This window comes from Fodinibius salsisoli (assembly GCF_026229185.1).
GTDB classification, from domain to species: Bacteria; Bacteroidota; Rhodothermia; order Balneolales; family Balneolaceae; genus Fodinibius; species Fodinibius salsisoli.
In genome coordinates, this window is record NZ_JAGGJA010000021.1 from 34,757 (window position 1) to 47,371 (window position 12,615).

At 48.2% G+C, this 12,615-nt stretch carries 23 protein-coding genes; 22 read left to right on the plus strand and 1 reads right to left on the minus strand.

Annotated features, from left to right (window positions below; all coding sequences use genetic code 11):
• Positions 1 to 7 precede the first annotated feature (7 nt).
• The 4 genes from J6I44_RS19395 (at position 8) to J6I44_RS19410 (ending at position 2,454) form a co-directional block, all read left to right on the plus strand.
• On the plus strand, positions 8 to 628 hold the full coding sequence (locus J6I44_RS19395; RefSeq protein ID WP_265767910.1) for a hypothetical protein: 621 nt from the start codon (positions 8 to 10) through the stop codon (positions 626 to 628).
• A gap of 70 nt (positions 629 to 698) precedes the next feature.
• Positions 699 to 1,478 carry a hypothetical protein gene (locus tag J6I44_RS19400; RefSeq protein ID WP_265767912.1) on the plus strand — a complete coding sequence of 260 codons (780 nt, stop codon included), beginning with the start codon at positions 699 to 701 and terminating at the stop codon, positions 1,476 to 1,478.
• A gap of 48 nt (positions 1,479 to 1,526) precedes the next feature.
• Positions 1,527 to 1,901 (plus strand): hypothetical protein, encoded by a 375-nt coding sequence (locus J6I44_RS19405; protein ID WP_265767915.1) that lies wholly within the window; start codon positions 1,527 to 1,529, stop codon positions 1,899 to 1,901.
• Between the two features lie 43 nt (positions 1,902 to 1,944).
• The gene (locus J6I44_RS19410; RefSeq protein WP_265767917.1) at positions 1,945 to 2,454 is read left to right on the plus strand and encodes a hypothetical protein; all 510 of its coding nucleotides are present in this window, start codon (positions 1,945 to 1,947) and stop codon (positions 2,452 to 2,454) included.
• Positions 2,455 to 2,677: 223 nt separating this feature from the next.
• Here J6I44_RS19410 and J6I44_RS19415 read toward each other — a convergent pair whose 3' ends face one another.
• Entirely contained in the window at positions 2,678 to 3,214 is a 537-nt protein-coding gene (locus J6I44_RS19415) for a hypothetical protein (protein ID WP_265767919.1), read from the minus strand.
• Between J6I44_RS19415 and J6I44_RS19420 the strand changes: the two genes are divergently transcribed.
• The 18 genes from J6I44_RS19420 to J6I44_RS19505 all read left to right on the plus strand — a co-directional run.
• Entirely contained in the window at positions 3,188 to 3,910 is a 723-nt protein-coding gene (locus J6I44_RS19420; protein ID WP_265767921.1) for a hypothetical protein, read from the plus strand. The two genes, J6I44_RS19415 and J6I44_RS19420, sit on opposite strands and share 27 nt — an antisense overlap.
• Complete coding sequence (locus J6I44_RS20705) at positions 3,910 to 4,470, plus strand: transglycosylase SLT domain-containing protein (RefSeq protein ID WP_286670591.1); 561 nt, start codon at positions 3,910 to 3,912, stop codon at positions 4,468 to 4,470. The genes J6I44_RS19420 and J6I44_RS20705 overlap by 1 nt, the downstream gene beginning before the upstream one ends.
• The gene (locus J6I44_RS19430; RefSeq protein ID WP_265767923.1) at positions 4,467 to 4,916 is read left to right on the plus strand and encodes a hypothetical protein; all 450 of its coding nucleotides are present in this window, start codon (positions 4,467 to 4,469) and stop codon (positions 4,914 to 4,916) included. The genes J6I44_RS20705 and J6I44_RS19430 overlap by 4 nt, the downstream gene beginning before the upstream one ends.
• 27 nt (positions 4,917 to 4,943) lie before the next feature.
• Positions 4,944 to 5,186, plus strand: a complete 243-nt coding sequence (locus J6I44_RS19435) for a hypothetical protein (protein ID WP_265767925.1) — start codon at positions 4,944 to 4,946, stop codon at positions 5,184 to 5,186.
• Between the two features lies 1 nt (position 5,187).
• The gene (locus J6I44_RS19440) at positions 5,188 to 5,721 is read left to right on the plus strand and encodes a hypothetical protein (RefSeq protein WP_265767926.1); all 534 of its coding nucleotides are present in this window, start codon (positions 5,188 to 5,190) and stop codon (positions 5,719 to 5,721) included.
• Entirely contained in the window at positions 5,718 to 6,077 is a 360-nt protein-coding gene (locus J6I44_RS19445) for a hypothetical protein (protein ID WP_265767927.1), read from the plus strand. The genes J6I44_RS19440 and J6I44_RS19445 overlap by 4 nt, the downstream gene beginning before the upstream one ends.
• Complete coding sequence (locus J6I44_RS19450) at positions 6,049 to 6,513, plus strand: hypothetical protein (RefSeq protein WP_265767928.1); 465 nt, start codon at positions 6,049 to 6,051, stop codon at positions 6,511 to 6,513. Before J6I44_RS19445 ends, J6I44_RS19450 begins: the two co-directional genes overlap by 29 nt.
• Positions 6,510 to 6,860 (plus strand): hypothetical protein, encoded by a 351-nt coding sequence (locus J6I44_RS19455; protein ID WP_265767929.1) that lies wholly within the window; start codon positions 6,510 to 6,512, stop codon positions 6,858 to 6,860. Before J6I44_RS19450 ends, J6I44_RS19455 begins: the two co-directional genes overlap by 4 nt.
• A gap of 199 nt (positions 6,861 to 7,059) precedes the next feature.
• The gene (locus J6I44_RS19460; RefSeq protein WP_265767930.1) at positions 7,060 to 9,126 is read left to right on the plus strand and encodes a heavy metal translocating P-type ATPase; all 2,067 of its coding nucleotides are present in this window, start codon (positions 7,060 to 7,062) and stop codon (positions 9,124 to 9,126) included.
• A gap of 10 nt (positions 9,127 to 9,136) precedes the next feature.
• Positions 9,137 to 9,481 (plus strand): P-II family nitrogen regulator, encoded by a 345-nt coding sequence (locus tag J6I44_RS19465; RefSeq protein ID WP_265767931.1) that lies wholly within the window; start codon positions 9,137 to 9,139, stop codon positions 9,479 to 9,481.
• Positions 9,482 to 9,573: 92 nt separating this feature from the next.
• Complete coding sequence (locus J6I44_RS19470) at positions 9,574 to 9,960, plus strand: DUF302 domain-containing protein (protein ID WP_265767932.1); 387 nt, start codon at positions 9,574 to 9,576, stop codon at positions 9,958 to 9,960.
• A 44-nt stretch (positions 9,961 to 10,004) separates the two neighbouring features.
• Positions 10,005 to 10,490 (plus strand): hypothetical protein, encoded by a 486-nt coding sequence (locus J6I44_RS19475; protein ID WP_265767933.1) that lies wholly within the window; start codon positions 10,005 to 10,007, stop codon positions 10,488 to 10,490.
• 2 nt (positions 10,491 to 10,492) lie between these two features.
• Positions 10,493 to 10,708, plus strand: coding sequence for an SHOCT domain-containing protein (locus J6I44_RS19480; RefSeq protein ID WP_265767934.1), 216 nt, complete (start codon positions 10,493 to 10,495; stop codon positions 10,706 to 10,708).
• 15 nt (positions 10,709 to 10,723) lie between these two features.
• A complete protein-coding gene (locus J6I44_RS19485) occupies positions 10,724 to 10,912 on the plus strand; it encodes a hypothetical protein (RefSeq protein WP_265767935.1) in 189 nt (62 codons plus the stop codon).
• Between the two features lie 14 nt (positions 10,913 to 10,926).
• On the plus strand, positions 10,927 to 11,226 hold the full coding sequence (locus tag J6I44_RS19490; RefSeq protein ID WP_265767936.1) for a DUF5676 family membrane protein: 300 nt from the start codon (positions 10,927 to 10,929) through the stop codon (positions 11,224 to 11,226).
• The gene (locus J6I44_RS19495; protein ID WP_265767937.1) at positions 11,223 to 11,519 is read left to right on the plus strand and encodes a site-2 protease family protein; all 297 of its coding nucleotides are present in this window, start codon (positions 11,223 to 11,225) and stop codon (positions 11,517 to 11,519) included. The genes J6I44_RS19490 and J6I44_RS19495 overlap by 4 nt, the downstream gene beginning before the upstream one ends.
• Before the next feature lie 29 nt (positions 11,520 to 11,548).
• Positions 11,549 to 12,307: a CBS domain-containing protein gene (locus J6I44_RS19500; RefSeq protein ID WP_265767938.1), complete on the plus strand. Its 759-nt coding sequence runs from the start codon at positions 11,549 to 11,551 to the stop codon at positions 12,305 to 12,307.
• 111 nt (positions 12,308 to 12,418) lie between these two features.
• Positions 12,419 to 12,615: SHOCT domain-containing protein (locus tag J6I44_RS19505; RefSeq protein ID WP_265765251.1), on the plus strand; the 197-nt coding region annotated here is incomplete at its 3' end.

Here is a 12,615-nt window from a genome sequence, read left to right on the forward strand (position 1 = left end):
ACGAACTATGAGTAACCAAATTTCTAAAAAAGCTATTGTCCCCGCCAGCGCGCGCATCAAAACCTATTTTGATACCCAGCAAGTCACCCAAAACGGCGCTGTCGTTAACTTCTTTCCTCCTAACTCGACGCGGAAGATTACCCGGAACAATTACGTGGGCAATCCCTTCCCGGGGGAACTCAAGCGACGCATCCTTGCCCTTTCCTTCGAAGTGACCAAGCAGTTCATCGAGGACGATGAGGCCAACGGCATCGATGCCCGCGGAATCGTTAATTCCCTAAAAGATGCCGGCGTCATTTTGCAGGCCGATAATGACAACAAAGAGTTTCTGCGCGTGCCCATCTCCAAGCATTCCAACTTCTCCGGCACTGATGTGCAGTTGGTGGCCGGCACGGCGAATACCGTAGATGCTCCGGTGGTTTTCAAACGTATCGCTGCCCTTCGTTCAGCGGACGAATACCGCTTGGCCGATCCCTTCGATCTGGCTGTCAATCAGACCTTGTCCCTCTCGGTTCATTTCGAGGATTCCTCGGTGTTCCCAAGTGACGAGAACTGGACCACGTCCGGCCAAGGCCTGCTCTACCTGCGCGCCAGCATTGTCGTGGCTGAAATGAAGCCCGAAAAATAACCCCTCTATCCGGCAACGGCCATCGGGTCGTTGCCGGCTTTTTTATTGCCCTAACTCCTAGCTGACCATAATGAAAATTGTTAAGAATTTTATTCCACCAACCGAGTCTACGCCCTTTAATCCAGCCAAAGCTGTCCAGCTGCAAGCTGGGGCTAGCGGACATATTATGATGAATGGCATGGGCGGGGAAAGTTTTGGCGTCCGAAAGATATTGCCCTATGCCTTGGATATGAATAAGGTATTTGTTTCCGCTCGACTTAATGAAGATTTGTACCTGTTTCGCGACCTGCAACTTTCTGTAGTACACCGGTTGTTCCGCCACATTGACGGCCTGCTGGCCCCGTTCATTATTCAAAAAAGCAACAGCTTGGTCTTCGAGCTGACTAACACCCACAACGCAGTTCAGACCGTAAATATCCAGCTCGTTGGCTACGATCATTACAGCCTTACCAAGCTGATAAACATCTACTCCGAAATTGGCAGTCCGATGCCCCAGCCGCGCTTCCTCTACGGACAAGCCACGCTGGTCCCGGGCGCGGTCAATATTGATATGGGCGTGAAAGCCAAAAGCATCGATGTAGAAGCCCGACGCCTGGCAATGAGTAGCGACCGGCCGGGCGATATCACTGCCAGCCTGAAAGTCTATAATACGACTATCCGCAACGAGGTTTATTTGGAGCAGATTAACGACGAATTCGGCCAGTTCTATGCTAACGTCCCTTTTATCATTGGCTCCAATATGCCCTTTCAAGTGTACGCTTCTAACAAAGGAGCGCAACAGGCTGGTGTAAGTTTCCTCTGTGAATCCTACGTGGTGCAGAAGTCCGATGCCAACCCGCTGGAGGTATAATCGATGTGGAACAGCCTCATTCAGTCACTTTGCGAACTCACCCAGAAAATGGATGTCCTTCTAGATCAACTCCGAGTGAATGCCCCATCCATAGGGATCGGACCCGCCGGACGTATCGGGACCTCTATTTCCCCGGTACTCAAGCAGGGGACCCAGCCGGTAAAACTAGTCAATGGCAACCCTATGCGGCTGGGCGTCATAATCCAGAATAGTAGCGATGGAGAATTCATGATCGCCCTGGACGAAAATCGCATCGATGAGCGCTACTACACCTTTCGGCTGAAGCCCGGCGAAACCCTGCACATGGATGAACGACAATTCAAGGAGCTGTACAAAGGCGGCATGATGGGTTTGTGGGATGAAGACACCGGGGCTTTAGAGACCTCAAAAGCCCTCGTAACTGAAATCTTTTGGACCACCTAGCATGAGTGAAATCACCGGCAAAGAGTTTTCTGAAGGGTTTAAAATGCGGGTCGTCAGCGGCATGCTGGTCGACGGCTCCATCCAGGTCTCATGGGCCACCGGTAAAAAAGCCTCGTCCCAGATGGATTGGGGCTTGGATCCGGAAAATTTGGCCACGACCCCTGAATATCATCGCGAACCTGCGGAGATGGTTCGCTACCACACGCTTTATTTTCCCATCACCTACCTGGACGCCCGGCACTACTTCCGGGTTCGATCCAAGACCGTAGGGGGCCAAGTCGGTCAATCACGCATTTACTCGGTCATTACCCCCGATGATGTCCAGCGGACGACCCATTCACCGACCAGCCAGGTTATCCTAGAGCTGCAACCTATTGATGAACAAGAAGGATATCTGGCCTGCACCCCAGCGACAGATATCCGCTCGGATCACCAACCGGAAGCGAGCTCCCAACCCATAATCAGTGGTCTATCAACAAATGCAAACCTGTCGGAGCTGACGGGCGCCACCAGCAGCAATGCCACCACCAACCCCATTACCATTATTAGCTGACTCTATGAATACCATCAATCAAACTCTCTCTATTGGCACACCTAAATCAGGGATGGACCTGTTTTGCAACGTCAGCATCGACGGGAAGCACCTGTTTCGGATGCACTGCGAGTCCTTCGTGGGTAACCTGTTGCGCGACGTCCATGGGATGATGCACGGCGGCAAAACGGATCGGCTGATTAGCCCCGGTGACGATTACGTGCAGGACGGCAAAATAACGTCCCTACACATTGTCGATGGGGCCCTGGAAATCTACAGCCAGTACTATCTGGAATATATATTCAGCGGTATGCACGGGGTGAATCCCAACGGCGAGGAGCCCGTCTGGGTACACATCTGGGGGTGCAGCTCGATCCCACAGATCAACGGCACCTGGGAAGTTGAAAGCACCTACGGCGACTATTATATCCGACTGAAAGACGCCCCCACGAATTTTGATCCAGCAACCTACGTGGCCGACCAGGCGCAGGTTATTGCCAAGCACTACCATCCTATTACGACCACCGAAAGCTACTGCCCACCTTTTCGCGTCATTTTGCCCACCATCGGGCAAGGCAGCCGCCCGGTAAGCATCTCCGATGTGGGCCTGCACAACCCCATTGACGCGCTGTTGGCTCGGGGCGCGCGGTCGGTTTCCGGCGTGATTACCGACCAGCAAAAAAGCGTCTTTACCGTATCGGCTCCGTTTACCAACGGCTCCGGAGGTGACCTGGCCATTACCGAAATGGGGCTGATGACGCATATCAATGTCAACCGCCATGAAATCAACACCATTGCTACTCTCTATGCACGCGACGTGCTACCGGCAGCCCTCAACCTGCCCAATGGCAAGACGCTGACCTTGGATTACGAGTGCCGGTTTGAGCTCGAAAACTTCAACCAAGATACCGACCTCAACGGTTCCAACGGCGGGTTTACCGCTGAATTTGTGGGCGCCCTCCGGCGACAAGCGGTCGAAAACACCAATACCAACTGGCGGGATCTGATGTGTATCGCCGGTGGGGGCACCTCGATGACCTCTCTGCAGCGCCGGGCGTCAGAAATCAATAAGGGGTGGCACCTGGGACTCCGGCTCGGCCAAAGCAACAAGTTCGTCTCCATGACCGACACCGACCTGTCTCCGGATGCTACCCAAGAGACGCCCTATAACATCGGAGGCATCATGCATGGCAGCGGAGACGGCCAGCTGATCCATCACGGGATGATCATCGACGACCAGGTAACCATTGATGAAGCCAACAATGAAGCGTACTTCAACTTAGCTCGCGTATTTGAAAACAGGGGCACTACCGACATCACCATAAAGGAGGTAGGTATTTACGCCAACCGTGGGGATGACTATGACGAATGGGTCCCCAAACTCGTAGCCCGAAAAGCACTTGCCCCCGCCGATCAGTTTACCATCATGGCCGGTCAAATGCGCAAGGTTAACTACAAGATTAAGATGGTGGTGTAATGACCAACTCTTTTTCGATATCGGCCGAGCTTACCTACGCCCGAATTCGTGGCCTGATGGGATATTTCGCTGATGCCTCCAGGCGATATGGCGTACCCTTGACACTGCTGCTGGCAGTAGCTTCCCGGGAAAGCCGAATGGGACTTGCCCTTGCTCCCGATGGCACCGGCGACCATGGCAACGGCATCGGCATTATGCAGATCGACAAGCGGCATCATCCCAACTTTACCGACCGCCATAGCCACTTTGACCATCAAGCCAATATTGATTATGGAGCCCAGTACTTGGCAAAACTGCTCCAACAGTTCAACGGAAATACCACCCGGGCCGTTGCCGCCTATAACGCCGGGCCTAATAAAGTACGAACTGCCATTTACGCGGGCTTGCCACCGGATTCGGTCACCACTGGCAAGGATTACAGCCAGGATGTGCTGGAGCGAAAACAGCTCATCGTCCAGCTGCTCGGCCTCTCCAAAGCAACCAGCTTATCCATATATGTCCTTCCGATGGCCGCTATCGCTTTTGCAACTTATAACTATATGACCACCCAACACCCATGAATACCGAATCACGTTATATCTACGAAGAACCTACGGAAACCCAAGGATTGGGACGAATGCCGACGCGACCGACTATGCTTCGCCCGGTACTGGATGAACCTATGCCGCGCAATAGAGACCGGGAAACTAGACCACGAATACGGCCACGACCTATCCCAAAACCAAAGCCTGTTCTTTTCCCTCAGCCGGTTATTGACAAAAATCCGGTACCTGCTCCTCCAAAACTGAAAATCAACACAGTTAAGAAAACCTCTACTCAAAAGTCACAGCCGACCACTAAATCCAAAACCACAAACAAATCTGCCAGCAAGCAGCAGCCTAATTCCCACAAGGATATCCTAGTGGGCACTTTTAGTATTGGCGGCATGCAGGTAAAGAAAACCCATGCGGCAATGGCAGGTGGCGGAATTGCAGGCAGCCTGCTTCTTTGGAAAATCCTCTTTTAAAAACTCAAAACATTCAGGTGAAATACTATGGAAACCTCTTTTGTAAATGAACAATCCTGTGGATGCGCTGGAAGCGGTCTTGCTGGTAATACCTCCCAATCCGGATGCGGTTGCACCGGAGGACTGGGAGAAGACAAAGCCCCAGAAACGCAAAAAGATCTTATCAGTGAAGCCAAAAAATACATTAACGGCGAAATACCGACCAGCTATAAGATTGCTGGTGGAGTAGCACTGATTTTCCTTCTCACCTTAGCCACGAGAGGAAACTAATATGAACAGAAATGATTACTTGGCCCTCCTCGACAGTTACGGCAATCATTTTTCGATCTCCGAATTCGAAGTCCAAGGTCCCGGCACTATTGGTCGCATGGACATAGGCTTTTTACGGTCTTTTCTAGCTTGGCGCCAGTGGCACGGCATCTCCACCCTTATTTCCTCGGCTTGGCGCAAAGGAGATCCGAAGTCCCACGGCCAAGGCCTGGCTTTTGATGTCCTACTGTTTGACCAGTGGCTGGTCAGTCAACCGTCCGCGCTCCAGCATTGGCTGCTCGCAACCACCTGGGGATTTAACGGCGTAGGCTTGTACTTTGATTGGAGCTACACCAACAAAGAAGGTAACAAAGTACCAGCTATCGGTTTGCACGTGGACGATTGGGCAGGGAACGGCTATTCTCAGCGCCCGCTCCGTTGGCTCCGAATCGACGGCCAGTACTATTACCAATCGCTAACTCGTGGCGATTTTTACTGCAAAACCAATCGGCAAACCATTACGCTGGATGAGGCAATTAGGAGGTACGGGCCATGAGCAACTCCCAACCCAATGGCTTTTTCCAAAAATACAAGGAGCTGATTGTTACCACGATTATCTGCCTATTTCTGACCGGTATCTACGATTCCATCAATAATCAGACGGCCGAGATTAAAAAGTGGTATGAGCTGATGATTGGCATCAATGAAAAAGTAAAAGTACAGGCTGACAACCTAAGCAAATTGGAAAAGAGCCTGGAAACCCATGTTCAGCGTACCGACGAGATTTTCGACGATCATAACCAGAGAATTCGATCTATCGAATTTGAAATCATTCCCCGTCGAATCCACCAACATAAACCTCCAATCGAAGGAGACACTACTGATGCTAAAGATACTATCGCCGATTATTAAAGCAGTCCCTACCTTAATTGGTCTATTCAAATCCAGAACCCCTAAAAAAGGCCGGGGAATCGTCAAAAGCGGCATCGCTAGCCTTACCATTTCTGGACTTTTGTCAACCGGCAGGCTCTCTGCATCTGGAATTGATACGACCCTTCTGCTTATTCTTTCCATCCTGGAAATGATTGGCTACCTATACGGAATGATCGCGATCTCATCGGGGTCCTCGCAGACCAATCCTGTACATGATCTTCTCCAAGGAAAAGGTGAAGGCTTATCAGATCAGCAGGCTAAATTTTTAGGACGAGAATGGCTTAAGCAAATACAGAAGAATCAGGAGTACCGGATTCCTGGCAACTCCTTATTTGATGATGACTACTCTGATCTCAACATCCGCGCCGAAGATATTTTCCAATACAAACCCCATAAATCAAAGAAAAAACGATGACTACATTTCTATCCTTCATTTTCACAACCCTCTTAGTTTTCTTAAGCACTGATTGGCTATCAGGCCTACTGGCTCCAAATAACTTGGCCGAAATTGGTGTGGTAATTTTGGGGGTGATTGCCCTGTCGGCCTCAGTTCAAATTCGCGGGTTATTTGAGAAAGCCCAAGGAATCCTTCGCTTGTATGCCCAATACACCAACCCCAATAGTGAAGAAGGCAAAAAGCTCTCTCCACAGGAAAAGGAGCGACTGCTAGATCTGTTTCTTAACGAACTGCGAATTGTAATTGATCAGTTCGGGAGTAAAATATTGATTAGAATAGGAGGCGTAATCCGAAAACTATTTTAGGATTCAAATAGAGATTAATTCCACGCACTATCTAAAAGGCAGATTTAATAAAAAAAGCTGCCTTTTTTTATTAAATAAATATCAATCTGGAAAAACCACTGATTTTTAAGCTTAATTTAAGCCTCTTCTTCCTATAATACCTGAAAACCAAGGCCCATAATCTATGGGTTACCACAATAAATAGCTTAAGGATGGTATTATGGAACATTCTCACCAAGACATGAAGCACGATCATAATCACAGTGGCAATCAGCATCACGACCATGAACATAACCACGAAAATCATAGAGAACACAAGCACTCCGGTGGGCATGCTGAACACCACGCCCACATGGCCGAGGATTTTCTGAAGCGTTTTTGGATATCCATTGCCCTAACCATTCCTATCCTGATTCTTTCTCACATGATTCAGGGGTTCTTGGGATTAGGAGATACACTCCAGTTTACCGGTGATACCTATATCTCATTCATCCTTTCTAGCATCGTGTTCTTTTATGGTGGGTGGCCATTTTTGAAGGGCCTCTACGACGAGGTAAGTGATCGCCAGCCCGGAATGATGACCCTGATCGGTGTTGCCATTACGGCCGCTTACGTATATAGCACTCTCGTAGTCTTTGCGGTAGAAGGACAGGTTTTCTTCTGGGAGCTAGCCACCTTGGTGGATATTATGCTGATCGGCCATTATATCGAGATGAAGTCGGTGATGAGCGCCTCTCGTGCGTTAGAAGAGCTGGCCAAACTCATGCCTTCGGAGGCTCACGTTGTCCAAGATGATGGTTCCACAAAGGATGTCCCTCTGGAAGAGTTGCAAAAAGGATTTAAAGTGCTTGTCAAACCCGGAGAAAAGATTCCGGCCGATGGAGTGGTCGTAGACGGGAAAAGTTCGGTTAATGAATCGCTAATGACCGGAGAATCTAAACCGGTATCCAAAAAGCACGGCGATGAAGTCATCGGGGGATCTATCAATGGAGAAGGATCTCTTACGATTGAAGTTAACCGGACGGGTGAGGACTCCTTTCTCTCCCAGGTCATTGACCTTGTACGGCAGGCACAAGAAAGCAAATCTCGAACACAGGACTTGGCTAACCGTGCAGCATTTTGGCTAACAATCATTGCGTTAGGTGCCGGTGCGCTCACCTTTTTTGCGTGGACCTTCTTTACAACCCAAAGCTTTGTATTCGCCCTGGAACGTACCGTTACAGTGATGGTGATTGCCTGTCCGCATGCGCTGGGACTGGCCGTACCACTGGTCGTAGCCGTTTCCACCAGCCTGGCCGCCCAGAATGGATTCCTGATCCGCAACCGTACCGCCTTTGAAGAAGCCCGTAATCTCGGAGCTATCATCTTCGATAAAACGGGGACACTGACCCATGGTGAGTTTGGCGTAACGGATGTCCTGACATTCAATGGCTTCGAAGATAAGGAACAACTCTTGAGCCTGGCCGGCTCGCTGGAGCAAAACTCTGAACATCCCATTGCCCGCGGCATCGTAAAAGCTACCGACGGATTGATGAAAGTAGAGGAGTTCAACTCTATCACAGGAAAAGGAATTGAAGGTCGCGTGGATGGCAAACAGGTCAAAGTAGTGAGCCCCGGCTATCTGCGTGAAAATAATATTGAACTCCCGACAGAACAGTATGAGCAGCTTTCTGAGCAGGGGAAAACCGTGGTTTTCGTCATTATTGACGATCAACTTCAGGGGGCGATCGCCCTTGGCGACAGTATCCGGGAAGATTCCCGCGAGGCTATTCAAAGCCTCCACGACATGGGTATCCAGTGTATTATGCTCACCGGCGACAACCGGCAAACAGCCGCCTATGTGGCCAACGAGCTCGGACTGGATGATTTCTTTGCCGAGGTATTGCCCGAAGAAAAAGCAGCTAAAATTAAAGAAGTACAACAGCGCGGACTCAAAGTGGCCATGACCGGCGACGGTGTGAATGACGCTCCCGCCCTGGCGCAGGCCGATGTGGGTATTGCTATCGGGGCTGGTTCGGATGTTGCAGTAGAGACCGGTGATATCATTCTTACCCAGAGCAATCCCAAAGATGTAGCGTCATTAATCGCGCTTGCAAAAGCGACCTACAAGAAAATGGTGCAGAACTTGTGGTGGGCTACGGGATACAACGCCTTTGCGATACCGTTGGCTGCAGGTGTGTTATACACTTATGGCATTATTCTGAGCCCCGCCCTTGGCGCTGTGCTCATGTCACTCAGTACCGTAATCGTGGCTATTAATGCACGGTTCCTTAAAATAGAACGCTAAATCCGAGGTTATGATGAAATTAGTCAAAGCATACATCCGACCCATGCTACTGGAAGATGTTTACACAGCACTCCGCAAAGAAGGGCATTGCTGCATGACTGTTTTCGAAGGTGAAGGCACAGGTCGTTTCAGCGACCCCAATGATCAGCATGGATCTCTAAACTTCCCGGCCATGCATACGCATGTGGCAAAGATTGAAATTGCAGTGGAATCAGACGATGTAGCTACAGTTATCGATATTATTAAAAAGCATGGAAAAACGGGTCACAAAGGAGACGGCATCGTCTTTGTCTGCCCCATAGAGAGAGTAACAAGAATTCGTGACGGTAAAGAGGGTGCAACAGTTCTTAATTAACTCTTGCGCACTTTAAGGTTGCTTTAAGGGAGGTTGTTGTATGTTACAGTAGAACATCAAAACCTATTGAATCTTAAAAGACCAAAAACACTATGGAATATTTCACATCACAGAAAGTCGATCTCTCCTATGATCAGACCATAGAAAAAGTAACTGGCCTACTGAAAGAAGAAGGCTTTGGCGTGTTGACGGAAATCGACGTCAAGGATACCCTGAAAAAGAAACTGGATGTAGATTTTAAAAAGTATCAAATCCTGGGAGCCTGCAATCCAAACTTTGCCCACAAGGCGCTGCAGGCGGAAGACAAAATTGGCGTAATGCTCCCCTGTAATGTCATTGTGGAGGAAAATGAAGATGGTACGGTAGAAGTTTCGGCCGTCAACCCGGTGGCTTCGATGCAGGCCGTTTCCAATGACCGGCTTCAGCCTATTGCCGACGAGGTCCGAAAGAGATTAGAAAAGGTAATCAGCAACCTATAACAAGAAATAAAACTGGAATTAAATCCAAATAAAAGGTGACTACTATGAAACGCTTAACAATGATTCTATCCTTCATGCTACTCTTTACAACTATGGGTATGGCTCAGCAGAAGCAGGGAGACATGACACAAAAAAGGCAGCAAATGATGGAGATGATGCAAGACTCCACCATGCGGGCCATGATGATGGAACATATGACCCAGAACCCCCAGATGCGCCAACAAATGATGCAAAAAATGATGGGTGATATGAAGATGGACAGTACCATGATGATGGGCAATATGCAGAAGATGATGGATAATCCTCAGATGAAGGAGCGCATGCAGAAACACATGAACATGATGCAGTCTATGATGCAGGATGGAGAAATGGACCACTCTAAAATGATGAAGATGATGGGTGACTCTTCCATGATGAAGATGCATATGATGTGTATGCAGATGATGCAGGGAGACATGATGGACGGAAAAGGAATGATGAACAAAAAAGACGGCATGAACGGCAACAGCCACCAACAACATCACAACTAATCATGGACTGGCTAAACGCTCTAAATACGCATTGGGCCCCGGTACTATGGATTTTATTAGCCGGGGTTTTTCTTCTAATCTGGTATCTGGCCTTACGTGGCAAGCACCGGCTTGAAATCAGAAATGCAGCCGTCGAAGTTCACCGTAGACGATTTCAAACCGGTGAGATATCGAAAGAAGAGTTCAACAGGCTCAAAAGTTCACTTACCAACAACTAACCATATCACATAAAAATGAGCAAGCATACCCTTTGGATGATTATTGGTTGTGGTGTTCCACTTCTACTTCTGTTTTTCGCCCCAATGCTGGGGCTGAGCAGTAACATAACCATCTTTCTATTTGTCGTAGCAATGTTTGCCTGCCACATCCTGATGATTGGGCACCACCGAAAAGGATCCAAACATCAAGATCATCAACATTAAATACGGAGGTCACTATGAAAACGCTAAGCATTAAAAAATTGGGAATGGCCGTTGGCACTACTGGCGCTGTTCTATATATCGGCTGTATTATCCTGATGGTTTCAGTTGGAAGAGAAGGAACCATCTTCTTCTTTAATAGCCTATTGCACGGGCTTGATGTAGAACCCATAATTCGCATGAGTGTACCGCCATTGGATGCACTGTTTGGCCTCATACAAACCTTTATTCTGGGTTGGCTGGTCGGTGCATTGATCGCGGCTATATATAATATTGGCATTGATCAGGATACCCAAGAGGAAAGCAGACCATCATGAAGTGGTCCCTCTACCTCGGTAAACCAGCAGGCATCAAAGTTTTTATTCATTGGACCTTTATCCTGTTGGTTATATGGCTCTCCTGGATGCACCTGCAACAGGGACACGGACTTTTTGAAATTATAATGGGCCTGTTCTTTCTGGCCTTACTGTTTGCTTGTGTGACGCTACACGAATTTGGACATGCCTTGGCAGCTCGCAGGTATGGTATCGATACACAGGATATCAACTTATTACCCATTGGTGGAGTAGCAAGACTTGAGCGAATGCCTGAGGACCCAAGCAAGAATTAGTTGTTGCGGCTGCCGGTCCTGCAGTAAATGTGGCTATTGCCGGTGTACTATTCTTGTTGATACTGGTTACCGGACAGAGCCAACTCGATATTAGCCATCATGTAACGGGGAGTAATTTCCTGTCTGATTTGCTTGTAATTAATATCATCTTAGTCGTTTTCAACTTAATACCAGCATTTCCAATGGACGGAGGTCGCGTGCTCCGAGCCTTGCTGGCTTTTAAAATGAAACGTGCCAAAGCCACCCAAGTTGCTGCCTCGATAGGACAACTACTGGCCATAGGCTTTATACTATTCGGACTTTTTTACAATCCATTCCTACTGTTTATTGGGATTTTTGTATTTCTTGGCGCTGGGGCTGAAGCCCGACAGGTCTCCATGGCTGAATCTATGAAGGTGATAACAGCAAAAGATATCATGACCAGTAATTACCAGAGTATCTCCCTGAGTGCTTCTGTAGCACAGGCCGCTTCTCTCATGCTTGAAAACCGATCCTCTGAACTTGTTGTTAAAAACGGGGACCAATTTGTAGGAATCGTGTCTTATAGATCCGTTATTCAGGCACTTCAGGGTGGTAAATCAGAACGCCCAATAATTGATCTTATTCAGGATGATGTAAAAACTCTTGAGCCCAATTTATTATTGGCGGATGTCGTTGATGTCCTTCAAATGGAGGATCAATCCATGTATCCTGTTATTGGCAACAACAAGATTTGGGGCATAGTTACAAAGTCTGATCTCAATAAGATTCTTCTTGAACAACAGATAACTGCACAAGCTGAAGAATAAATAATCCCCGCCCAATTTAAGCTTGTTTTAAGGCGTCCGTTCCTATCTTACTATAAGTTTCAATACAGTCCTTACTGTATTTACCAACCGTTAATTAAAAAAATAAGGATTATGTTTTACGATCATCACTTTATAGGCATGCATTGGATATGGTGGCTCATTGTGGTTGGTATTATCCTATTGGTTGTTTTCAATGTCATCCCCTATCGCCCCAAAACAGAACTGGAAGAGAATGCCATGGAAATATTAAAGAAAAGATTTGCCCGCGGAGAAATTGAACGGGAAGAGTTCGAGGAACGGAAAAAAAT